Source organism: Streptomyces sp. NPDC047042 (genome assembly GCF_040644035.1).
Taxonomy (GTDB): domain Bacteria; phylum Actinomycetota; class Actinomycetes; order Streptomycetales; family Streptomycetaceae; genus Streptomyces.
On record NZ_JBEYVP010000013.1, the window covers coordinates 135087 to 158469 of the forward strand.

20 protein-coding genes are annotated in these 23383 nt (G+C 70.3%); all 20 read right to left on the reverse strand.

Translation table 11 applies throughout. The annotated features are described in order from the left end of the window. Positions 1–7: 7 nt before the first annotated feature. Positions 8–748, reverse strand: coding sequence for a sirohydrochlorin chelatase (locus ABZ855_RS17260; RefSeq protein WP_360807544.1), 741 nt, complete (start codon positions 746–748; stop codon positions 8–10). Positions 749–753: 5 nt separating this feature from the next. Then, the gene (locus ABZ855_RS17265) at positions 754–1632 is read right to left on the reverse strand and encodes an ABC transporter permease (protein ID WP_360807546.1); all 879 of its coding nucleotides are present in this window, start codon (positions 1630–1632) and stop codon (positions 754–756) included. After that, positions 1619–2398, reverse strand: coding sequence for an ABC transporter ATP-binding protein (locus tag ABZ855_RS17270; protein ID WP_360807548.1), 780 nt, complete (start codon positions 2396–2398; stop codon positions 1619–1621). Before ABZ855_RS17270 ends, ABZ855_RS17265 begins: the two co-directional genes overlap by 14 nt. Before the next feature lie 34 nt (positions 2399–2432). Continuing rightward, on the reverse strand, positions 2433–3539 hold the full coding sequence (locus ABZ855_RS17275; protein WP_360807550.1) for an aliphatic sulfonate ABC transporter substrate-binding protein: 1107 nt from the start codon (positions 3537–3539) through the stop codon (positions 2433–2435). Between the two features lie 231 nt (positions 3540–3770). After that, complete coding sequence (locus ABZ855_RS17280; RefSeq protein WP_360807552.1) at positions 3771–5099, reverse strand: GTP-binding protein; 1329 nt, start codon at positions 5097–5099, stop codon at positions 3771–3773. A 2-nt stretch (positions 5100–5101) separates the two neighbouring features. Further along, positions 5102–6043 carry a sulfate adenylyltransferase subunit CysD gene (gene cysD / locus ABZ855_RS17285; protein WP_360807554.1) on the reverse strand — a complete coding sequence of 314 codons (942 nt, stop codon included), beginning with the start codon at positions 6041–6043 and terminating at the stop codon, positions 5102–5104. Beyond that, the gene (gene cysC / locus ABZ855_RS17290) at positions 6040–6627 is read right to left on the reverse strand and encodes an adenylyl-sulfate kinase (protein WP_360807556.1); all 588 of its coding nucleotides are present in this window, start codon (positions 6625–6627) and stop codon (positions 6040–6042) included. Before cysC ends, cysD begins: the two co-directional genes overlap by 4 nt. Beyond that, complete coding sequence (locus tag ABZ855_RS17295; protein ID WP_360807558.1) at positions 6627–7337, reverse strand: phosphoadenylyl-sulfate reductase; 711 nt, start codon at positions 7335–7337, stop codon at positions 6627–6629. The genes cysC and ABZ855_RS17295 overlap by 1 nt, the downstream gene beginning before the upstream one ends. After that, on the reverse strand, positions 7334–7522 hold the full coding sequence (locus ABZ855_RS17300) for a hypothetical protein (protein WP_360807560.1): 189 nt from the start codon (positions 7520–7522) through the stop codon (positions 7334–7336). The genes ABZ855_RS17295 and ABZ855_RS17300 overlap by 4 nt, the downstream gene beginning before the upstream one ends. Beyond that, complete coding sequence (locus ABZ855_RS17305; protein WP_360807562.1) at positions 7519–9213, reverse strand: nitrite/sulfite reductase; 1695 nt, start codon at positions 9211–9213, stop codon at positions 7519–7521. The genes ABZ855_RS17300 and ABZ855_RS17305 overlap by 4 nt, the downstream gene beginning before the upstream one ends. A gap of 124 nt (positions 9214–9337) precedes the next feature. Then, on the reverse strand, positions 9338–9421 hold the full coding sequence (locus ABZ855_RS17310) for a putative leader peptide (protein WP_309486338.1): 84 nt from the start codon (positions 9419–9421) through the stop codon (positions 9338–9340). A gap of 172 nt (positions 9422–9593) precedes the next feature. Then, a complete protein-coding gene (locus ABZ855_RS17315; RefSeq protein WP_360807564.1) occupies positions 9594–10166 on the reverse strand; it encodes a GNAT family N-acetyltransferase in 573 nt (190 codons plus the stop codon). Between the two features lie 115 nt (positions 10167–10281). Further along, positions 10282–11688: a hypothetical protein gene (locus tag ABZ855_RS17320; protein ID WP_360807566.1), complete on the reverse strand. Its 1407-nt coding sequence runs from the start codon at positions 11686–11688 to the stop codon at positions 10282–10284. A gap of 190 nt (positions 11689–11878) precedes the next feature. Further along, complete coding sequence (locus ABZ855_RS17325) at positions 11879–13195, reverse strand: GAF domain-containing protein (RefSeq protein ID WP_360807568.1); 1317 nt, start codon at positions 13193–13195, stop codon at positions 11879–11881. Between the two features lie 334 nt (positions 13196–13529). Further along, positions 13530–15164 carry an acyl-CoA dehydrogenase family protein gene (locus ABZ855_RS17330; protein WP_360807570.1) on the reverse strand — a complete coding sequence of 545 codons (1635 nt, stop codon included), beginning with the start codon at positions 15162–15164 and terminating at the stop codon, positions 13530–13532. A gap of 94 nt (positions 15165–15258) precedes the next feature. Continuing rightward, a complete protein-coding gene (sbnA, locus tag ABZ855_RS17335) occupies positions 15259–16254 on the reverse strand; it encodes a 2,3-diaminopropionate biosynthesis protein SbnA (RefSeq protein WP_360807572.1) in 996 nt (331 codons plus the stop codon). A gap of 96 nt (positions 16255–16350) precedes the next feature. Next, the gene (gene sbnB / locus ABZ855_RS17340; RefSeq protein WP_360807574.1) at positions 16351–17388 is read right to left on the reverse strand and encodes a 2,3-diaminopropionate biosynthesis protein SbnB; all 1038 of its coding nucleotides are present in this window, start codon (positions 17386–17388) and stop codon (positions 16351–16353) included. Continuing rightward, on the reverse strand, positions 17385–18452 hold the full coding sequence (locus ABZ855_RS17345) for a TauD/TfdA family dioxygenase (RefSeq protein ID WP_360807576.1): 1068 nt from the start codon (positions 18450–18452) through the stop codon (positions 17385–17387). Before ABZ855_RS17345 ends, sbnB begins: the two co-directional genes overlap by 4 nt. 42 nt (positions 18453–18494) lie before the next feature. Next, entirely contained in the window at positions 18495–20846 is a 2352-nt protein-coding gene (locus tag ABZ855_RS17350) for a non-ribosomal peptide synthetase (protein WP_360807578.1), read from the reverse strand. After that, positions 20843–23380, reverse strand: coding sequence for a Pls/PosA family non-ribosomal peptide synthetase (locus ABZ855_RS17355; protein ID WP_360807684.1), 2538 nt, complete (start codon positions 23378–23380; stop codon positions 20843–20845). Before ABZ855_RS17355 ends, ABZ855_RS17350 begins: the two co-directional genes overlap by 4 nt. Between the last annotated feature and the right edge of the window lie 3 nt (positions 23381–23383).

Consider the following 23383-nt stretch of genomic DNA (forward strand, 5'->3'; position numbering starts at 1 on the left):
GAAGGGTTCAGGCGCTCATCGCAGGCGACAGTATTGCTTTCGCGGACGCCATGTCGAACCTGTGCAGAATTACCTGTGCCACTTCCGGCGCCGCCCCCAGCACATCGGCGAGAACATCCGCGTTCGCCGCGCCCCGCGCGATACGGTCCGGCAGAAAGCCCGGAGCGAGTACGTAGGGCGCGACCGCGATCTTCGAACAGCCCAGCGCCCGCAGTTCCCGTACCGCGTCCTCGGTGCGGGGCAGTGCGGCGGAGGCGAACGCAGGCCGCACGGCACACCAACCGGTGCGCCGCCACTCCCGCGCGATTTCAGCGATCACTGCGATCGCCTCCGGGTCGGTGGACCCCGCCGAGGCCAGCACGACCCCGGTCGAGGACTTGTCGGCGGGCGTCAACCCCGCCTCGTACAAACGGCGTTCCAGCGCCGACAGAAGCAGCGGGGACGGACCCAGCACCTCCGCCTGCCGGATCCGCAGCCGCGGCGGCGCGTCCCGGAGCACCGCGGGGATGTCCGCCTTCGCGTGGAACGCGCGGGTCAGCAGCAGGGGAAGGGCCACCACGTCCCGTACGCCCTCCGCCGCCAGCGACTCCAACACCCCCTGCACGGAAGGGATGTTGAAGTCGAGGAAGCCGGTCTCGACCCGTACCCCGGGGCGCAGCGCGCGCACCCGCCGTACGAGAGCGTGCACCGTCGCGGCGTGCCGCGGGTCGCGGCTGCCGTGAGCGATGACGAGAAGGACCGGCTTCATGGGGATCAGCTCTTCACCAGCAGACCGCGACTGCGCAGCACCCACCGCTCCAGCGGGCTGAAGATCAGCAGGTCGATCGCGATGCCGACGAACAGGATGAGCAGGATGGCGAGGAAGACCGTGGCCATGCTGCTGTTGGTGCGGCCCACCTCGAGGAGCTGGCCCAGCCCCATGCCCATGTCCGGCGACTGGGCGATGATCTCGGCGGCCATCAGCGAACGCCACGAGAACGCCCAGCCCTGCTTCAGACCGGCCACATAGCCGGGCAGCGCCGCCGGCATCACGATGTGCCAGGTGCCGCGCAGTCCCGTCGCGCCCAGGGTGCGGCCCGCGCGCAGGAACAGCGGGGGCACCTGGTCGACGCCCGACACCAGACCGTTGGCGATCGAGGGGACGGCGCCGAGCAGGATCACCGTGAACATCACGGAGTTGTTCAGGCCCAGCCAGATCACGGCGGGCGCGACCCAGGCCACCGACGGCAGCGACTGGAGACCGGACAGAATCGGGCCGAACGCCGCGCGGACGAACTTCACCCGAGCCACCAGCAGTCCCAGCGGCGTCCCGATGGCCAGCGCGAACAGGAAGCCGAGCAGACCGCGGGAGACACTGCCCCAGATGTACTCGAGGAGGGTTCCCTTGAGCCACTGTTCCTCGACCTCGCCCCAGACGTCGGCCGGGGACGGCAGCTTCGACGGGTTGTCGACGACCGGGTAGAGCAAGGCCCAGGCCACCAGCACCACCGCGACGGCGATGATGGGCGGCAGGATCTTGTTCTTGAAGGTCTGGCTGAACGGCGGCCGGCCGGCGGCCGTGGTCTCCAGCGCGTCGAGGCCCGCCTCCACGCTCCCGGCGTCCAGCGCCGGCGTCGTCTCAGTGCTGGCCATGACGGCGGATCTCCTCCCGCAGTACGTCGGTGATCTCAAGGGACAGTTCGGCGACGGGCGCGTCCTCGATGCGACGCGGCTGAGGGATGCCGACCGTCCACTCGCGGGCGATCCGGCCCGGCCGGGACGACAGCAGGATCACCCGCTGCGCGAGCCGGACCGCCTCACGCACGTTGTGCGTGACGAAGAGGACGGACACACCGGTCTCCGCCCAGATCCGCGTCAGCTCGTCGTGCAGCAGGTCCCGCGTGATGGCGTCGAGAGCCGAGAACGGCTCGTCCATCAGCAGCAGGTTGCTCTCCTGGGCGAGGGCCCGGGCCAGCGCCGCGCGCTGGCGCATCCCGCCGGACAGTTCGTGGACGCGCTTGCCGTACGCGCCCTTCAGGCGGACGAGCCCGAGGAGCTCCTCGGTCCGCTCACGCCGTTCGTTCTTCGGAACTCCCCTGAGCTTGAGGGCGAGTTCGATGTTCTTGCCCGCGGTCAGCCACGGGAAGAGAGCGTGCTCCTGGAACATCAGGGCCGGGCGGCCGTCCGTCGCGATGGAGCCGACGGTCGGCTTGTCGAGGCCCGCCACCAGGTTCAGCAGGGTGGACTTGCCGCAGCCCGAGGCCCCCAGGAGGGTGACGAACTCGCCGGGCGCGACATCGATGCTGATGTCGTCCAGGACGAGCTGCTGCCCGCCCGGTCCTGCGAAGGACTTCGAGACATGCTCAAGGCGAGCGGCGTACTCCACCGACTCTTCGGCCTTGGCGAGGGTCGTTGCCATGGTCGTCACCTCCTGGGAACTCGTCGGGCGGGGATCAGCTGGCGCCGAGGCCGGCGTCGTCGACGGTGCTTTCGCCCTCGGCCGTGAGGACCTTGTTCAGGATCGTGAGGTCGTAGATGCCCTTCAGGTCGGGCTTCTTCAGCAGACTGGCCTTGACGGCGTGCTCAGCCTCGGTGTTGAGGGTGGCTGCCAGCGGGTCGTTGGTGAACTGGATCGACGTCCAGGCCGGGTCCAGGACGTTCGGCTTGAGCGCCTTGCCGGAGTCCGCCTCCAGCTGCTTGTTCGCCACGGCCTTCGCCTGGTCGGGGTTGGCGTTGATCCACTTGTTGGCCTCGACCGAGGCCTTCAGGACCGCCTCGACCGCCTTCGGGTGCTCCTTGAGGAAGGCCTGCCGCACGATGATGTTCGTGATGACGAACTTCTTGTCCGGCCACAGCGACGCCTCGTCGAGCAGCACCTTGGCGCCTTCCGCGACCAGCTTGGACGCGGTCGGCTCCGGCACCCACGCACCGTCGATGGCACCGGACGCGTAGGCGTCAGGGGTGATCTTGTTGTCGGTGCGGACCACCGACACATCGCCCTTGCCGGTCTCCGCGTCGACCTTCCACCCCTGGTCGGCGATCCAGTTGAGGAACGCCACGTCCTGGGTGTTGCCCAGCTGCGGGGTCGCGATCTTCTTGCCCTTGACGTCCTTCAGGGACTTGATCTTCTTGGGGTTGACGACCAGCTTGACGCCACCGGAGGCCGAACCGCCGATGATGCGCAGGTTGGTGCCGTTCGCCTTGGTGTAACCGTTGATCGCCGGGGAGGGGCCGATCCAGCCGATGTCGATGGAGCCCGCGTTGAGCGCCTCGATCTCCGAGGGGCCGGCGTTGAAGATCTGGTACGCGGCCTTGGTGGCGCCCAGTTCCTTCTGGAACAGGCCCTGCTGGCGGGCGACGAGCGCGGTGCCGTGCGTCAGGTTGCCGAAGTAGCCGATCTTGACGGAGCCGAGGCCGTCGATCTTGGACGAACCGGTGGCGACCTTCTCCTTGGCGTTGTCGGCCGTGGAGTCGGAGCCGTAGCCGCAGGCGGCGAGCGTGAGCAGGGGAAGTGCGGCGATGACCGCGAGGGAGCGGCGAAGAGCGGATGAAGCAGGCACGGGAGGTGTTCCTCTCGGAGGCCCGGCGGTCACGGTCTCTCAGGTCGTGGCCGGGAGTTCGGCAGGTCTTCGTCGATGTCGGGACGTCCGGTGGGGGGACAGGGCGCGCAGGCAGTGCGCGTACGTCAAAACGCACATCGCGCCACCCCGCCCTGCCCGCTGCCGAGGGCGCCGCTGCCGACGCGGCCGCCCTCCTTCGCGAACGTGGAGTAGTAGTCGGTGGAGTTCATGTCAGAAGTCCCACCCGTCGTCCTCGGCCTCGTCCTTGACGGGCTCCGGGGACGCGAACGACTCGCCGACCATGCCCGCGGTGAGCGTGGTGCCGTCGTTCGGGTCGATCAGGATGAACGAGCCGGTGCGACGGGAGTCGGCGTACGAGTCCACCGGCAGCGGCTCCGCGGTGCGGATCTTCACGCGGCCGATGTCGTTGGCGACGAGCTGCCCCGGATGCGGGTGCAGGGACAGGTCGTCGAGCGTGAGCCGGGACGGGATGTCCTTGACGATCGCCTTGACCGTGCGGGTGCCGTGCTTGAGGAGCACCCGGTGGCCGACCGTCAGCGGCGCGTCGGCGACATGGCACACCGTCGCCTCGACGTCCTGCGTGGTCGGCGGCGCGTCCTTGCTGGGCACGATCAGGTCGCCGCGCGAGATGTCGATGTCGTCCTCCAGGAGGACGGTCACCGACTGCGTCGTCCAGGCGACGTCGACCGACTCGCCGAGCAGGTCGATACCGGCGATCTTCGACGCGTGGCCCGACGGCAGAACCGTCACCGCCTCGCCGACGCGGAAGGAACCGGCGGCGATCTGGCCCGCGTAACCCCGGTAGTCGGGGTGCTCGGCGGTCTGCGGCCGGATCACGTACTGCACGGGCAGGCGGGCGTGGCAGTGGCTCAGGTCGTGGGCGACCGGGACCGTCTCCAGGTGCTCCAGGAAGGTCGGCCCGCCGTACCAGTCCATGTTCGCGGACGGGTCCACCACGTTGTCGCCGGCCAGCGCCGAGATCGGGATCGCGGTGATCTCGGGGACGCCCAGCTCCAGCGCGTACGCCGTGAACTCCTCGGCGATCGCGGCGAACACGGACTCCTGGTAGTCGACCAGGTCCATCTTGTTGACCGCGAGCACCACGTGCGGGACGCGCAGCAGGGCCGCGAGGGCCGCGTGCCGACGGGTCTGCTCGACGACACCGTTGCGGGCGTCGATCAGGATCACCGTCAGCTCGGCCGTGGAGGCACCCGTCACCATGTTGCGGGTGTACTGCACGTGTCCGGGCGTGTCGGCGAGGATGAACCGGCGCTTCGGTGTGGCGAAGTAGCGGTACGCCACGTCGATGGTGATGCCCTGCTCGCGCTCGGCGCGCAGGCCGTCGGTGAGCAGCGCGAGGTCGGGGGTCTCCTGGCCGCGGCTCGCCGAGGCGCGCTCGACGGCCTCCAGCTGGTCGCTGAGGATCGACTTGGAGTCGTGCAGCAGCCGGCCCACCAGGGTGGACTTGCCGTCGTCGACGGAACCGGCGGTGGCGAACCGCAGGAGCGTGGTCTCGGAGAGTTCCGTGGTCGTGGTCATGGCTAGAAGTACCCCTCGCGCTTGCGGTCTTCCATCGCGGCCTCGGACATCTTGTCGTCGGCGCGGGTGGCGCCCCGCTCGGTGAGCCGGGAGGCGGCGATCTCGGCGATGACGTCGTCCAGCGTCACCGCGTCGGAGTCGACGGCGCCCGTGCAGGACATGTCACCGACCGTGCGGTAGCGGACCTGCCGCTTCTCCACGGTCTCGCCCGCCTTCGGGCCGCCCCACTCGCCCGCGGTCAGCCACATCCCGGCCCGCTGGAACACCTCACGCTCGTGCGCGAAGTAGATCTCCGGCAGCTCGATGCCCTCACGGGAGATGTACTGCCACACGTCCAGCTCGGTCCAGTTGGAGAGCGGGAAGACGCGGACGTGCTCGCCGGGAGCGTGCCGACCGTTGTAGAGGTTCCACAGCTCGGGGCGCTGCCGGCGCGGGTCCCACTGCGAGAACTCGTCCCGCAGCGAGAACACCCGCTCCTTGGCCCGGGCCTTCTCCTCGTCGCGCCGGCCGCCGCCGAACACCGCGTCGAACTTCTCGGCCTGGATCTTCTCGGTGAGCGGCAGCGTCTGGAGCGGGTTGCGGGTCCCGTCCGGACGCTCCTTCAGCACACCCCGGTCGATGTAGTCCTGCACGGAGGCGACATGCAGCCGCAGCCCGTGCGCGGCCACGGCCCGGTCGCGGTACTCCAGCACCTCGGGGAAGTTGTGCCCGGTGTCCACGTGCAGCAGCGAGAAGGGGATCGCCGCGGGGGCGAACGCCTTCAGCGCCAGGTGCAGCATGACGATCGAGTCCTTGCCACCGGAGAAGAGGATCACCGGCCGCTCGAACTCACCCGCCACCTCGCGGAAGATGTGCACGGCCTCGGACTCGAGGGCGTCCAGGTGGGAGAGGGCGTACGGGGCGTCGGTGTCGCCCCCGTGCGTCTTGGCCACGGTCGTCGTCATGCCAGTCCCCTCTCGGTGAGCAGCGCGTGGAGGGCCGCCGCGGACTCCTGGACGGTCTGGTCCTGCGACTCGATCCGCAGATCCGGTGTCTCGGGCTCCTCGTACGGGTCGTCGACCCCCGTGAGCCCGGTCAGCTCGCCGGCGGCCTGCTTGGCGTACAGACCCTTCACATCGCGTACGGAGCACACCTCGACCGGGGTCGCCACATGCACCTCGATGTACGCGGTACCGCTCTCCTGGTGCCGCTTGCGCACGGCCTCACGGCTGTCCGCGTACGGCGCGATCACCGGGACCAGCGTCTTGACGCCGTTACGGGCGAGCAGCTCGGCGAGGAAGCCGATGCGCTGCACGTTCGTGTGCCGGTCCTCGCGGCTGAAGCCGAGGCCCGCCGAGATGAACTCACGGATCTCGTCGCCGTCCAGCACCTCGACGAGGTGGCCCTCCTCGCGCAGCCGGCCGGCCAGCTCGTACGCGATGGTGGTCTTGCCGGCACTCGGCAGACCCGTGAGCCATACGGTGGCTCCGGTCGTCACTGGTGTCTCCTGGTCCTCGGGGGTCGCGGTCTCGGTCTGGATCTGAGTCATCAGCCGTGCAGTCCGCACTCGGTCTTGCCGCGGCCCGCCCAGCGGCCGGCGCGCGCGTCCTCGCCCTCCAGCACCCGGCGGGTGCAGGGCGCGCAGCCGACGGACGCGTAGCCGTCCATCAGCAACGGGTTGGTCAGTACGCCGTGTTCGGCGACGTACGCGTCCACGTCGTCCTGCGTCCAGCGGGCGATCGGGGAGACCTTCACCTTCTGGCGCTTCTCGTCCCAGCCGACGACCGGGGTGTTCGCCCGGGTCGGGGACTCGTCGCGGCGCAGGCCGGTCGCCCAGGCCGCGTACTCCTTCAGGCCCCGCTCCAGGGGCTCGACCTTGCGCAGCTTGCAGCACAGGTCGGGGTCGCGGTCGTGCAGCTTCGGCCCGTACTCGGCGTCCTGCTCGGCGACCGACTGGACCGGGGTGAGGGTGAGGACGCGGACGTCCATCACGGCCTCGACCGCGTCACGGGTGCCGATGGTCTCGGGGAAGTGGTAGCCGGTGTCGAGGAACACGACGTCCACGCCGGGCATGGCCCGGGAGGCGAGGTGGGCGACCACCGCGTCCTCCATGGAGGAGGTCACGCAGAAGCCCTTGCCGAAGGTGGTGGTCGCCCACTGGAGGATCTCCAGCGCGGAGGCGTCCTCCAGGTCACGTCCCGCCTGCTCGGCGAGCGCCTTCAACTCGTCGGTCGTACGGTCTTTCTGAACCGTCGTCATATCTGGTCCCCTCCCGTTCCTGTGCGCTCGTCGCGCTGAAGTCCCCGGGCGAGCAGCCCGAGGAACTTCAACTGGAAGGCTCGGTTGCAGGCTCCGCATTCCCAGGCGCCATGGCCCTGTTCGCCGGGGCGCAGGTCCTCGTCGCCGCAGTAGGGGCAGTAGAAGGGGGCGGCACGCTCGCTCACGAGAGGGCCTCCTCGGAGGCGCGGGCGGCCCAGGTGGCGAACCGCTCGCCGTCTTCGCGCCCCTCCTGGAAGTTCTTCAGCACGCGCTCGACGTAGTCCGGCAGCTCGTCCGAAGTCACCTTCAGACCACGGACCTTGCGGCCGAAACCGGCTTCCAGACCGAGGGCGCCGCCCAGGTGCACCTGGAAGCCCTCGACCTGCTCGCCGGCGTCGTTCAGGACCAACTGGCCCTTGAGACCGATGTCCGCGACCTGGATACGGGCGCAGGCGTTCGGGCAGCCGTTGATGTTGATGGTGATCGGCTCGTCGAACTCCGGGATACGGCGCTCGAGTTCGTCGATCAGCGAGGCGCCGCGCGCCTTCGTCTCGACGATCGCGAGCTTGCAGTACTCGATGCCGGTGCAGGCCATCGTGCCGCGCCGGAACGGGGACGGCTTGACGGTCAGGTCGAGCGCCTCCAGGCCCTCGACGAGCGAGGCGACCCGCGACTCCTCCACATCGAGGACGATCATCTTCTGCTCGACGGTGGTGCTCAGCCGGCCCGATCCGTGGGCCTCGGCGAGTTCGGCGATCTTCGTGAGGATCGTGCCGTCCACCCGGCCGACGCGCGGGGCGAAACCGACGTAGAAGCGGCCGTCCTTCTGGCGGTGGACGCCGACGTGGTCGCGCCAGCGCTCGACGGGCTGGGCCGGGGCCGGGCCGTCGGTGAGCTTGCGCTTGAGGTAGTCGTCCTCGAGGACCTGGCGGAACTTCTCCACGCCCCAGTCGGCGAGCAGGAACTTCAGCCGGGCGCGGGTGCGCAGCCGCCGGTAGCCGTGGTCGCGGAAGATGGAGATGACGCCCTCGTAGACGTCCGGGACCTCGTCCAGCGGGACCCAGGCACCCAGGCGCTGGCCGATCTTCGGGTTGGTGGAGAGGCCGCCGCCGACCCACACGTCGAATCCGGGGCCGTGCTCGGGGTGCTCCACACCGACGAACGCGATGTCGTTGATCTCGTGCGCCACGTCGAGCAGCGGCGAGCCGGAGATCGCCGACTTGAACTTGCGGGGCAGGTTCGAGAAGTCCTTGTTGCCGATGATCCGCTGCTGGATCACCTCGATGGCGGGCGTGCCGTCGATGATCTCGTCCTCGGCGATCCCGGCGACCGGCGAACCGAGGATGACGCGGGGCGTGTCACCGCACGCCTCGGTGGTGGACAGACCGACCGCCTCGAGCCGGTTCCAGATCTCCGGGACGTCCTCGATCCGGATCCAGTGGTACTGCACGTTCTGCCGGTCCGTGAGGTCGGCCGTGCCGCGCGCGAACTCCTGCGAGATCTCACCGATCACCCGCAGCTGCTGGGTGGTGAGCCGGCCGCCGTCGATCCGGACGCGCAGCATGAAGTACTTGTCGTCCAGCTCCTCCGGCTCCAGGATCGCGGTCTTGCCGCCGTCGATCCCGGGCTTGCGCTGCGTGTACAGGCCCCACCAACGCATCCGGCCGCGCAGATCGTTGGGGTCGATCGAGTCGAAGCCCCGCTTGGAGTAGATCGTCTCAATGCGTGTCCGCACATTGAGACCGTCGTCGTCCTTCTTGAACTGCTCGTTTCCGTTGAGCGGGGTGAAGTGTCCCGCGGCCCACTGACCCTCACCACGGTGACGGCTCACCTTGCGGCGGGGCGCGGCGGCAGGGTTCTGCGGGGTGGCGGCCATGATTTTTGGTCCTTCGGGACAGGCGGAAAGCGGCTCTTACCTGCGCGTTTCGGCGCATGGTCAGACTGGCGCGGCTCTGCGCAGACTGAGGCGAGGGGAGGAGATCGGCGGTGCTGAGGGCTGGTCAGCTCGCCGGACAGATGGCGCTGGACATGCGGCCGAGGTCGACGTGCCGCCGACTCACCAAGGCAATCCCAGTTCCAGACATGACGGAAGCGTGTCACGGCAATCTGGACACAGTCCAGCATTGTCCACCATGCGGACACCCTTGTCTCGTACAGTGAGACAAGGGTGGTGTCGGTCACATGGCGGGGTCACGACAGGTCGAACACCGGGCGGCCGACCGCTCCTGAGCAGGTCAGACGCAGGTCAGACGCAGGTCAGATGCGGTGCGCTCCCGGCCAGGGGCCGGGTGCGCTCACCTCCGCCTCCTCCTCGACCTTGGTGTCGAAGAGGGTGAAGCCGCGGCGCAGATAGTTGTCCATCGCGTGTTCGCCGTCCTTGGTGCACGTATGCAACCAGACCCGCTTCGTCGGGGTGAGCCCCGGCCACCGGTCCGCGAGGTCCCAGGCCCGGGCAGCCCCGTACGACAGCAGGTGTCCGCCGATCCGGCGGCCCCGGAAGGCGGGGATCAGCCCGAAGTAGACGATCTCCACGACGCCGTCGTCCTGGGGCTCGAGTTCCATGTAGCCGGCCGGAGTGCCCCGGTCGTAGGCGACCCATGTCTCCACGCCCGGCCGCTCCAGGTACTCCTGCCAGCGGGCGTACGTCCAGCTCAGCCGGTCCGTCCAGCGGATGTCGCCGCCTACGGAGGCGTAGAGGAAGCGGCTGAATTCGGGGGAGGGGTGTTCCGCGTGGACGACCTTGACGTCCCCGTCGGGGGTCTCGGCGGGGAGGAGGTCGGTGGGGGCTGTCTGTTCCAGGGACCAGGTGGTCACGGGGATGTTGCTCATGGGATACAGGGAATCATGGGTTGTTCGGCTGCGGGTTCGGTGGGGGCTGGTCGCGCAGTTCCCCGCGCCCCTGGAGAAGCCGGGGCGCTGGCGCGCCCCGGCTTCATCGGTAGTGCTACTTCAGGGAGTCGGTGATCGACGACAGGGGTACTGCGTACAGGATTCGTTTCGGGATGGGGGTGCCCGTCCATCCTGAGCGGTTGTCCGCCGCCCATTCCGTCAGGGACCAGACTTCGCCTGTGCCCTCCCAGTAGGAGAGGGACTCCGCGTGTTCGGCCCAGCAGCGGCGGGAGGCGTCGTCGGAGCCGCAGCGGGCCGCCTTCGCGCCGTCGGCGGTCAGGCGCCAGAGGGTGCCGTGGCGGTCCTTCACGCCGGGGGCGTGGGCGACGTACCAGTCCGCCTTCTCCTCGCCCGGCGACCGGTAGGACAGCACGCCCTGGATGGCGGTGGCCTTCGTCGAGTAGGCCTCGACGGGGTTCACCCGGCCGAGCATGTTGGCGGCGAGGAGGCCGGAACGGTCGCCCGCGCGGCTGAACGAGTAGCGCCACAGACGGCTGTGCTGATCGGCGCCGGCCGGGAACGACTCGGCGGCCACCAGGCTGTCGGGCGTGGACGTGCGGTCCAGGGACAGCGAGCCGAAACAGGGGAGACGGTCGTCGGACGCCGGGTCGCAGGCGCCGCCGGCCAGGCTGTACGAGGCGACGGCGGGCATCACGTACCCGTAGCCGTGCGCCGACCAGCCGCCGGGCACCCGGCCGACCGCCGGGTCGTCGACCGAGGCGCGCAGGATGCGGTTCATGTCGTAGACGTACAGGGCCTTGCCGTCGGAGTCCTTGGCCGACGCGGTGACCAGCAGCTTGTCCTGGTACCAGACCATGCCGGAGATCGGGGACTCCAGCTTGCGGTAGTCCGAGCCGTCGTCGGTCGGGACGACCAGCAGCACCCAGCGGTACGTCATGTCGCTCAGGTCGTTCGCGTCGATGACGGCGATCCGGGCCAGCCCCCGGGAGACCTCGGGCTCACCCGGCCTGGCGTCGTTGTGCGTCCAGCCGGAGAGGATCACACGGTTGGCACCCCAGCGGCCGTCCTCGTCCGCGTCACCGGAGGTGGTGACGGACTGCGGCAGCCAGCGCTGACTGGCCGAATCGGCTTGGTCCCAGCAGTACGCGCGGGTGGCGGCCGGTGTGACGGGCAGCGCCTCTGTCTCGGTCGGGGCGCACTCGGCCGCGTTGTGCAGCGTGCGGTTGGTGTGTTCCAGGACGGTGCTCACACCCACCGTGCCGCCCATGGAGTCGGCCAGCCGGTCGAGTGAACTCTTCGACGCCAGGTGCTCCTTGAGCTGGAAGTCCTTCAGCTCGGCAGTGGACGTGAGGGACTTCAGGGGCCCCGGGTTGTCGCTGCTCACGGCCTGGGAGGCGCTGACGATGGTGGCCGCGGCGGTCAGGGCGAGGGCGGTGCCGGCGAGCAGACCGCGCAGCGCTCGGCCCCGCTTCTGCCTGCGGTGTCTGCCGCGATGCTTCATTCATCCTCCCGAGGCAGGCCAACTGCGGCTCGCGATCCGAGCGTTGAACCGGGGTCGCAGTGTGGGGGGCCGTGGGAAGGATGGTACGTCAGGGGGCACCAGGCCTGGTCGAATACTCCGGAATACGTGCCCTGTGTTGACCCCCGGCGGCCGTCCGGGTGCCTTTTCTCACACCGGTGTCACCGCCGGGTCACCCAGCGTCGCCCACCGCGCCGCTCCCGGTGCCCTCGCAAGCCGAGCCCCGCCCCCGCGCCACGGCCGACGCCGTCGAGTGGGGCAGCAGATCGCGGGGGTCGTCGGGGAGGAGGACGGTCACCTCCGTGTCGTCGCTGAAGCGGTAGGGGCGATGGTCGAGATACGCCCCGAGATAACGCCGTATCCGCGACATCTCCGCGCGTACGGTGACCGTACGGGCCGGGTCGCCGAACACGTCGTCGGCCAGGCCCGCCGCGCTGCGGCCGGCCGGGTGCAGGGCCAGCAGATAGAGCAACTCCGCGTGCCGGGGACTCAGTTCGTGGGTCCAGGAACCCGCCGGTCCCGACACCGTCACCGACCAGCGACGGGCCCGGCCCAGGTCCAGGACGATCCGGGTGGCGCCAGGAGGTTCGGGCTCGGCGGCGTGCACCAGCCAGCCCCCGGCCAGCGGTTCCACCAAGCACAGCCCCAGCGCCGGCACCCAACGGCGACCCGGGGACAACGACTTGGGCAGGGCGACCCGGTTCGTGTACGGCATGCCGGTCACCGCCGCCGTCCAGCCGTCCCGGTCCACCACCAGCGCCCGCCCGCCGAGTCGCGCCAGCACCGGCGCCGCCACCGCCCGCAGCCGCTCCAACGAGTGATTGTGGCGCTCCCGCAGCCCGGCCTCGGCGAGTTTGGCGACCGAGTCGACCCAGGCGAGCGTCGCCGGATGCATCGTCTCCAGCGGCCCGCTGACATCCACCACGCCGATCAGCCTGCCGTCGCGCGGGTCGGTGATCGGGGCGCCCGTGCACGTCCAGGTGGCGTGCGACCGTACGAAGTGCTCGGAGGCGAAGACCTGTACGGGACGCCGGGCGACCACCGGAGTGCCCACCCCGTTGGTGCCGACGACGTCCTCGGCCCAGTCGGCGCCGGGCTCGAAGCCGAACGAGTCCGCCCTGCGCAGCACCGGCGCGCTGCCCTCGCGCCACAGCACCCGGCCGTGCTCGTCCGCGACGACCATGATGTGCTCGGTGACGTCCGCGACCGACAACAGCCCCTGCCGCAGCACCGGGAGGACATGCCGCAACCTGGACGTCCCGCGCCGCCGGTCCAGTTCGTCACGGCTCAGCAGACCGGAACGGAAGTCGTGGTCGGGGTCGACGCCGCTGCGCAGCATCCGGTCCCAGGACTGGTCGATCACCGGACGGGGCGCGAGGCGCGGTCGCTGTCCCATGAGGCGGGCCGCGCGTACGTCGCTGAGCAGCCGTGCCGCCTTCGCCGTGTCGCGGCCGGCGAGTCGCGCGACCTCCATCGGCGGGTTCGCCACTTTGTCCTCCCGGCCCGTATTGACTGGATGTCTTATGGTGCCGCCCGCGAGCACCGGAGGACCACACTCCGCACACACATGCCAACAAGTTGCAACCCCCTGCAACCCTGGTGAACCGTCCTGCGGTGGCTGAAACTTGGTCGACGCCGCCGCGCGGTGTCCGTGCTCCCGATCGATGCGGGGCAAGTGAGCGGGGGTGGTGCCGTGTCGGCGCGGCACCACCCCCGCGACAGGCTCCGCCGGGTGCGGTTCTTTGGCTGCCGGCCGGTGGGGGCTTGTCGCGCAGTTCCCCGCGCCCCTGGCGGGCGCTGTCGCGCCTCGACAGGGCGGGTCCTCAGGCCACCGGGCGGGCCCGTTCCACCAGCGATGCCAGGTCCAGGGTGTGCGGGAGGGTGCCGAAGGCGTTGCCCCAGTCGCCGCCCAGGCGGGAGGCGCAGAACGCGTCCGCGACTTCCGGGGGCGCGAACCGGACCAGCAGCGAACCCTGGAGCACCAGTGCGATCCGCTCGACCAGCCGCCGCGCGCGGCCCTCGATGCCGTCCAGATCGGCCAGTTCGGTCAGCAGGTCCTTGATGGCGCCGTCCAGCCGGTGGTCGGCTCCGCGCGCCTTGCCGACCTCCTGGAGGAACGCGCCCAGGGCGGCGGGCTCCCGCTGCATCGCCCGCAGCACGTCCAGCGCCTGGATGTTCCCGGCGCCCTCCCAGATCGAGTTGAGCGGCGACTCGCGCAGCAGCCGGGGCATGCCCGACTCCTCGACATAGCCGTTGCCGCCCAGACACTCCAACGCCTCCACCACCAGCGGGGTGCAACGCTTGGTCACCCAGTACTTCGCGGCCGGCAACGCCAGCCGCAGGAACGCCCGTTCCTGCTCGCCCCCGTCGTCGTACGCGGCGGCGAGCCGCAGCGCGAGCGTCGTCGCCGCCTCCGACTCCAGGGCCAGATCGGCCAGAACGTTGCGCATCAGCGGCTTGTCGACCAGCTTCCCGCCGAACGCCTCGCGGTACGTGCAGTGGTGTACGGCCTGGGCGACCGCCTGCCGCATCAGCGCGGCGGCGCCGAGCACACAGTCGAGCCGGGTCATCGCGACCATCTCGATGATGGTGCGCACCCCGCGCCCCTCGTCCCCGACGCGGCGCACCCAGGTCCCGTCGAACTCGACCTCGGCGGAGGCGTTGGAGCGGTTGCCCAGCTTGTCCTTGAGCCGCTGGATACGGAACTCGTTGCGCGTGCCGTCGGGCAGGACCCGGGGCAGCAGAAAACAGGTGACCCCGCCGGGCGCCTGCGCCAGCACCAGGAAACCGTCCGACATGGGCGCCGAGCAGAACCACTTGTGCCCCGTCAGCTCGTACGTCCCGTCCTCGGCGAGCGGCGTCGCGACGGTCGCGTTGGCCCGTACGTCGCTGCCGCCCTGTTTCTCCGTCATGCCCATCCCGAAGAGCACGCCGGCCTTCCGGTCCGCCGGCTGGAGTCCCTCCTCGTAGACGGTGGACGTCAGCCGGGGCTCCCACTCGGCGGCGAGCGCGGGGTCGGTGCGCAGCGCGGGCACCGCCGCGTGGGTCATCGACAGCGGGCAGCCGTGCCCGGGCTCGGCCTGCGACCAGACCACGAAACCGGCGGCCCGCCGCACATGCCCGCCAGGCCGGTTCCAGGCCGCCGTCAGCCCGGCCGAGACACCCTTGCCGAGCAGCCGGTGGTAGGCGGGATGGAACTCCACCTCGTCGATCCGGTTGCCGTAGCGGTCGTGGGTCCGCAGTTTCGGGGGGTTCTCGTTGGCGAGCGCCCCCCATTCCTGCACCTGCGCGGACCCGGTGGACTTCCCGAGCCCGGAGAGGTCCTCCCGGGCCTCGTCCAGAAGCCCGGGGTCCAGATGCCGCTCGACGGCCGCCACCAGGGCTTTGTCGGCGGTGAACACGTCATATCCGACCAGGGGCGGCACCTGGTTGGCCACGGTGTGGGTGCTGGCTGCCATACGACGAACCTACCCCCCGGTACGTCGTGCTCACCGGATTCCCGCGCAGCGCAGCCCCCTCAGCCCGGGCCGCCCGCCGGCCCGGACCCGCTTGTCAGGCCGGCCCGGAGAGTGTCGCCAGTTCGTCGGAGGCCCGGGCGGCCATGTCCTGCTCGCCCTGGAGGGCCTCCAGCCAGCCGGGGTGGTACACGGTGTCGAGGTAGCGCTCGCCGAGGTCCGGGGCGATCGCCACCGCCGTGAGGTCCCGTCCGTCGTGCCGGGCCAGCCACTGGGTCGCCCCGCTGATCACCGTGCCGGTGGACCCGCCGAAGAGGAAGCCCCGGGAGGCGAGCCGACGGCAGACACGCACCGCGTCCGTCTCCTCCACGCGGATCACCTCGTCGATGTACGACTCGTCGAGCAGCTGCGGCCGCACGCTCGTGCCGAGCCCCGGGATCATGCGGGGGCCGGGCGGTCCGCCGAAGGTGACCGAGCCGACGGCGTCCACGGCGACGATCCGCACCCGCCGGTTCCACTGCCAGAACCAGCGCGCGCAGCCCATCAGGGTGCCGGTGGTGCCGGCGCCGACGAACAGGACGTCCAGGCCCGGGAACCGGCGGGCGATCGCGGGTGCCGTGGTGAGGTAGTGCGCCCGCCAATTCCCCTGGTTGGCGTACTGGTTGAGCCAGACGTACCGCTCGTCGGAGGCGCACAGCGCGCGGACGTACCCGATCCGGGCACCCAGGAAGCCGCCGCGCAGGTCGGGCTGGTCGATGACGTGCACCCGGCTGCCCAGCGCCTCCATCAGCCGGATCGCCTGCGCGTTGCAGCGCGAGTCCGTCACACACAGGAACCGGTAGCCCCGGCTCGCCGCGAGCACACTGAGCGCCACGCCCAGGTTGCCCGACGAGGACTCCACGAGAACGGACCCCGGCCGCAGCCTGCCCTCCCGTTCGGCGGCCGTCACCATCTCGTAGGCGGCCTTCATCTTGATCGAACCGGCGAAGTTGAAGCCCTCGCACTTCAGGAAGAGGGGGAGGCCCACGGTGGCCCGGAGGTCGACGTAGAGCTCATCCTCGTTGAAGTCCGATGGCTGGGAAATGACTGGCATGTTGTCCCCCTGAGTGTGGCGCGCCTGTGCTCGGCGCGCCTGATCTGTGGCACGGCGCCCGGTGACCGGGCGCTGCGACCGACCCCCCTGAACGAGTCAGCCGTGCCTGCGCAGTTCGTGGAAGAAGCCGTCGACGACACGGAGTTCGCCGCGGCGGGCCACCTCGTCGTGGACGAACCTGCCGACGGCGAGGTCGAGCACTCCGAGGCCGAAGGGCGAGAACACCACGGGCCGGTCCACCGGGACCTTCGTCCGTTCGGTGAGTACGTCGTCCAGCGTGCCGTCGATGAACTCCCGGCCTCCGGTGAGCTGTTCGGCCAGGTGGGGTGAGGTGTCCGCCTTCAGGCAGTGCTCGACGTCGTCGACGTAGTTCGCCGAGGCCAGCAGGATCTCGGGCGCGAGGTCGCGCAACGAGACGTGCAGGACGAGCGGATGGTGGTCGAACCACGACACGTCGTCGATGTGCGGTTTCGCGGCGACGGTGGCGAACACCAACAGGTCGCTGGACCTGACCAGTTGCTCGGCGCTGTCGTGCACGACGACCTTGCCGCCGCCGTCCGACCGTTCCAGATAGCCCCGGAAGCCGGCCGCGCTGTCGGCCGACAGGTCGAACACGCCCGTCTCGTCGAACTCCCAGCCGGTGGCGGCCAGATAGGTGTGAATGTAGCGGGCGATGAGCCCGGTCCCGACGAACCCGACCCGGGTCGGCCGGGGGCGCCCCCGGCTCAGCCGGTCGGCGGCCAGCGCGGCAGAGGCCGCCGTGCGGGAGGCGCTGATGATGGAGCTCTCCAGGCAGGCGAACGGGTAGCCCGTGTCGTGGTCGTTGAGGATCAGTACCGCCGACGCCCGGGGAATCCCGGCCCCCACGTTCTCCGGGAAGCTGGAGACCCACTTCAGCCCGTCGACGTGCACGTCCCCGCCGATCGACGCGGGCAGCGCGATGATCCGCGACGAGGGCCGGTCGGGGAACCGCAGGAAGTACGAGGGCGGGTTCACCGAGTCCCCGGCCCCGTGCAGCCGGTACACCGTCTCGACCAGGTCGACGACGTCCGACTCCCTTCCGTCAAGGGCCTGTTGGACCTGCTCACCGGAGATGACCGAGAACGGCGGGACCGTGACGGGGTGCGTGGTCATGAGGACGTCCCTTCGAAGGAACCGGCGGAACCGGCGATGTCGGCGGAAACGGTGGAATCGGGGGAGTCGGTGCGGCGGACCGGGTCGGCCAGGGCGGCGAGGACCTCGCGCGGCCCCTCGAAGGGCTCCCGGCTGTGTGCCGTACGGATGTTGTCGACGAGCAGCAGATCGCCGCCGCGCCACGGTTCCCGCACAGTGTGCGCCGCGTAGACGTCGTTGAGCAGCTGGACGACGTCCAGACCGATCGGATCGCCGTTGCCGTAGCGGGTGTTGAAGGGGAGGCCGTCGGCGCCGTACACGTCGACCAGGTACTCGTGGACCTCCGGGTCCATCGTCCACTCGTTGAGGAAGGCGATCTGGTTGAACCAGCAGCGGCGGCCGGTGACCGGGTGCCGCAGGACGGCTCCGCGGTGCTGGCGGGTGCGCAGGGAGCCGTCCGGCTCCCAGGTGAACTCGATGGCGTGGGCGCGGCAGTAGCGTTCGACGGAGGCTCGGTCGGAGGTGCCGAAGGCCTCGGCGACCGTCGCGCCGATCTCGTCGTTGAACGTCCGGGTGAGCAACCAGCCCTCCTTCTCGAAGCGTTGGACGAGTTCGGCGGGCAGCGCGTCGAGCACGGCCGCCGAGTCGGCGACGCCGGTCGCGCCGCCCTCGGCGGGTGCCTCGAGGCAGGCGAACATCAGCAGGCCGGGGAACTCCAGCGCGTAGCTCAGCTCGTGGTGCATGCACATCGGCTGGTTCGGCGGCCACTTGGAGGAGGAGTACACGCCGTCGGCGTACCGCCGCCGGGGTGCGAAGGCCTCCTGGTCCTGCATCAGGCCGTCGGCCAGCCGGCGCAGGACGGCGCCGGTCAGGGCCGGTTCGTGCAGGCCGAGGCCGCGCACCAGCAGCGAGCCGTGCTCGGCGACGGCCGCCCGCAGCGCGTCCCGGTGGGCGCCCGCCCACTCCACCGGGTCGGCGACGGGCGGGGCGCACAGGGTCGGAGGCCGGCCGGGGAGCAGCTCGATGCCCGGAAGTGCCGTCTGCGGAAAGGGAGTTGATGTCGATGAAGCGGATGAGAGTGTCATGGTGCCGTTCGTTCCTTTCGGTGCGGCGCGCACAGCAAGTCGTCAGGCTGTGGCGGCCGGGGTGTCGAGCAGTTCGGCCAGGTCCGCGAGGACCGGGAGGCGGATGACGTCCTTGTGGGTGATCGCCCGGTCGAGTGCGATCGCGAGCCGGACCGCCGACAGCGAGGTGCCGCCGCGGTCGAAGAAGTGGTCCAGACGGCCGACCCGGTCCACCGGAACACCGAGCACCTCGGCCCAGGCGAGGGCCAGCCGCCGCTCACCGGCCGTTTTCGGTTCCTGCACGCCGGCTCCGGCGCGCTCCTCGGCGGTGTCGAGTTCCTCCGCGAGCGCGGTGAGCGACCTGCGGTCGGTCTTGCCGTTGGCGGTCAGCGGCAGCGACTCCCGCCAGTGCACGGCCGCCGGAACCATGTAGGCGGGCAGCGACTCCGCCAACCGCGTCTGTACGTCGGCGAGTTCGGCCCCGGTGCAGAACGCCGCGAGCCGCGCGTCCCGCACGACCACCACGGCGCCGTCCCGGACCCCGGGCACTCGCAGCAGGGCGTTCTCGATCTCGCCGATCTCGATCCGGAAGCCCCGCAGCTTCACCTGGGTGTCCCGGCGGCCCAGGAACTCAAGCCTGCCGTCGGGAAGCCAGCGCCCGTGGTCGCCGCTGCGGTAGAGCCGCTCGCCGGGCCGGTAGGGGTCCAGGGTGAAGGCCGCCGCCGTGCGTTCCGGGTCGTTGACGTACCCGCGTCCGACACACACCCCGGAGAACACGATCTCGCCGGGCGCCCCGAGCGGCACGGGCGCGAGGTGCTCGTCGACGACGTACACACGGACGTTGCGCACGGGCCGGCCCAGCGGGACGCGGGGTCCGTCCGGTACCCGGTCCATCACCTCGTGGTTGGTGTCGTCCGAAGTCTCGGTCAGCCCATAGGTGTTGGCGACCTTGATCCCCGGCTGGGCGGTGAACCAGCGCTGCACCAGCTCCCGCTTCACCGCCTCCCCGGTGACGGACACACAGCGCAGGTAGGGGAGTCGACGCGGGCGCGCCTCCAACTCGGCCAGCACCGCCTCGAGATACGACGGCACGATCTGGAGGACATTGACCCCGCCGTCCACGACCGTGTCCACGAACCGGGGCACGTCCAGGATCACGTCCTGCGCGACCAGCAGCGTCCGGCCGCCGACGAGCAGCGCCGACACCAGTTGCCACAGCGAGATGTCGAAGCACTGGGGAGCGGTCTGCGCGACCACCTGCCCTTCGCCGATCCCCAGGTCCTCCAGCTTGGCGAGGACGTGGTTGACGAACCCCGCGTGCTCGCACATCGCGCCCTTGGGCTCACCGGTCGACCCGGACGTGAAGTAGATGTAGGCCAGTTGGTCCGCGTCGACCTTCACCCCGAGGTCGCCGTCCGCGTGCCCCTCCGCCGCGACCTCGTCGACGTACAGCCTCGGTACGTCCGTGCCCGTCCCGTCGAGCGTGGTGGTGCTGCCGTGTTCGGTGACGACGAACGCGCACTCGGCGCGGGTGAGGGTGGCGGCGATGCGCTCCGCCGGGAAGTGCGGCTCGACCGGCAGATAGACACCGCCCGCCTTGAGCACCCCGAGCACGGCGGCCATCCAGTCGAGGTTGCGCTCGGTGACCACGGCGACGACGCCCTCCCGGGCCAGGCCGCGGGCCAGCAGCGCCCGACCGAGCTGGTTGGCACGGGAGTTGAGCTCCCGGTAGGTCCACTCGGTCGTGCCCTGCACGGCCGCGACCGCGTCCGGGTGGAGCCGTACCCGCTCCTCGAACAGCTCGTGTACGCGGCGGTCCGGGAGTTCACGGGTGGGGCCCGCCAACCCGTCCAGCTGGAAGGCGAGTTCGTCGCCGGAGAGCAGGCTCTGGCGCTCGTGGTCGGCGTCCGGGTCGGCGGTCAGCAGGGAGAGGGCGGTGAGGTGGTAGCCGGCGATGCGGGCAGCCGCTCCGGCGTCGAGGACATCGGTGCGGTGGCGCAGCCGCAGGGTGCGCTCGCCGACGCTCACGTGCAACACGGCACTGTCATCGGCCGGTTCACCGCCGTGCGGGTCGAGCACGGTCTCGTACGCAGGCTCGTCCGCGTAGCCCGTCCCGGTGGCGGCGGTGACGTCCGTCAGGGCCAGCAACTCCCGCCAGGAGCCGGGGCCGACCAGCATCCGGCGCGGAACGGGCCGCTCGCCCTTCACCGCCACGTACCCGGTGACGACCTCCCGCTCACCCGAGAGCGCGGCCAGGACCTTGGCGTGTACGGCGAGCAGTGCCGACTCGAACGAGTCCGAGCGCAACAGGCTGTCGTCGACGGGGACTTCGTACTCGGCGTACACCGCGTGGCGGCGGTGGTGCGAGTCCTCGTCCGGGACCGGGCCGGGTGTCCAGCGTGGAATGGTGTTCATCGAACTGCCCCCGTCGATATCTGTGCGGTGTGCGCGGAGCGCGTGGAGTGTGCGGAGTGCGTGAGCCGGGCGGTCTGTTCGGCCGGCGGGATCTGGTCGCCGCGCAGGGCCACGGCCGGGTTGCCGCCCCAGCGGGCCAGGCACGGCACGTCCTCGCCCTTCATCAGGAAGGAGTCCGGGGCGAGTTGGGACCCGTCGCCCATGGACACGCCGTAGTGGACGAGCGCGCCGACGCCGAGCGTGACGCCCCGGCCGAGGACGATGTGGTCGGACTTGTAGGTGCCGTCCTCCTGCGAGTGGGCCTGGATCTTGCTGTGGGCGCCGAGTGTGCAGTCGTCGCCGATCGTGGTGAGGGTGCGCTCGGTGATGGCGACGCCGTCGTCGAACACCCGGCGCCCGATCCGTACGCCCATCAGCCGCCACAGCAGGCTCTTGAACGGCGTCCCGTTGAACACGACGAGGAAGTCGGCCGGCACCTTCCACAGCCGTTCCTGCCACCAGAAGTGCGGGTCGTAGATGGACACCAACCGCGGCACCAGGCTCCTGAACCGGGTGATGAGCCGTTCGACCAGCACGTAGTACCCGGCGGTGAGTACGAGCCCGAGCAGCAGGGAGGCGCCGACCAGCGCCCCGGCGGCGACGCCATGGGTGCCGTGCACGGCGAAGGCGGCGAAGCCGAGCACGGTAAGGAGGAACGAGTGCAGCCAGCGCACGAACAGGAACAGGCCCATCGAGCGCAGGTTGTAGCGGTTCTTCGCGGCGAGACGGCGGCGGAACTCGTCGCCCTCCCGCAGATGGTCGAAGCTGCTGTCCCGCTCCACCGACCTCGGGATCTCGAAGGACGGCGAGCCCAACAGCCCGACGTTCTCCCGGACTTCCCCGTCGAGCGGCACCATCACCTTCGTCGCGAGGAGGACGTTCTCGCCGGTGCGGCCACCGGCGGGGTAGGCGATGTGGTTCCCGAGGAAACTGTGCGCCCCGATCGACGCCCGCGAGAGGCGGAAGGAGGTCGCGGAGTAGTCGGCGTTGAGCACCGACAGCCCGTCGGCGACCATCGTGCCGCTGCCGACGGAGACCAGGTACGGGTTCTCGTGCTGCATCTCCGTACCGAAGTTGGAGCCGGTCTGCTCGACGTGCGAGAGGTCGTAGCCGATGGCCCGCAGATAGTGGACGATGTACGAGCTGTCGCCGCACAGCCACTTGAAGAACTTGAGGTTGGTCAGCCGGACGACGGCCCGGTGCGCCCCGTAGTGCGGGCCGTACAGCGGGTAGATCCGGTCCGGCCTGATCAGCAGGTTCAGCACCCGGGGGGCCAGGGTCACGGTCATGGCGCCGACGACGATCGTGGCGACGAAGAGCGCGAGGGACAGGCCCAGCGCCTCGGCGTAGAAGCGTACCGAGGTCATGTCGGCCACGTCGGGGTCGAACAGCGCCTCGAGCCGGGGTGCCAGGTCGAGCAGCAGATACCCGCCGCCCACCGCCAACGGCACGTACCCCAGCAGGAGTTGCAGCAGACTGGCGAGACTGTAGGCGGCCCGCCGGGTGGTGGAGCAGGGGGCCTCGGGCAGCCGTACGTAGTCCACCTCGGTGGGCTCGGCGGGCGAGCCGTGCCGGCGGAGGCCCGCAGGTACCGTCTGGCCCTCGAACAGCGCGGAGGAGTGGCCGAGCTGGGAGCCGTCTCCCATCGAGGTGCCGATGTCGAGGACGGTCTTCTCCCCGACGAACACGTCCCTGCCGAGGGTGACCGGGCCGGTCCGGACGCGTCCGGCGACGGCCCGGTAGCACAGGAAGTAGGAGTCCTTGCGGATGACCGTGCCCGCGCCGACCGTCAGCAGGTCGGTGCAGACCGGGAGAGCGGGCGAGAGGATGGTGACGCCCCTGCCGATCCGCGCGCCGAGCGCCCGCAGATACAGCACGTAGAGGGGGTTCCCGGCGAACAGGCGCATCGGGTTGGCGTTCAGCAGCGACCTGACCGTCCAGAACCGCAGATAGGCGAGGCCCCAGACGGGGAACTCGGTCGCCTTCCACCGGCCGACCAGCACCCATTTGACGATCACCGGCAGCACACACATCCCGGCGAAGACGGCGCCGCCGAACACGACCGACCGCAGATAGACGTCGGCGATCCCCGACCCGGCGTTGATCCACTGGTAGCCCTGCACGGTGACGAGCCCGGCCAGGAAGCAGTACGCCGCGAAGAGCAGCGCCTGGGCGGCCCCGCACAGCACATACCGCGAGGTACTGCCGGGCGGCGGGGCCTTCGCCGGTGGCGCGAGCGGCGCCTCGGCCGGGGTGTCACCGAGCGCCGCCGCCAGACTCCGGATCGTCGGATTGCCGTACACGTCCTTCATGGACACCGAGGGCAGATCGTCCCGCTTCCTGACCCGGGCGCAGAAGTGAGCCATGACCAGGGAGTTGGCACCGAGATCGTCGAAGAAGTGACTGTCTGGCGGTACCCGGTCGGTCTTCAGGACACCGGCGAGCACCTCGGTGAGGATCTGCTCGACCGGTGTTCCCCTCACTTGTTTCCCCACTGT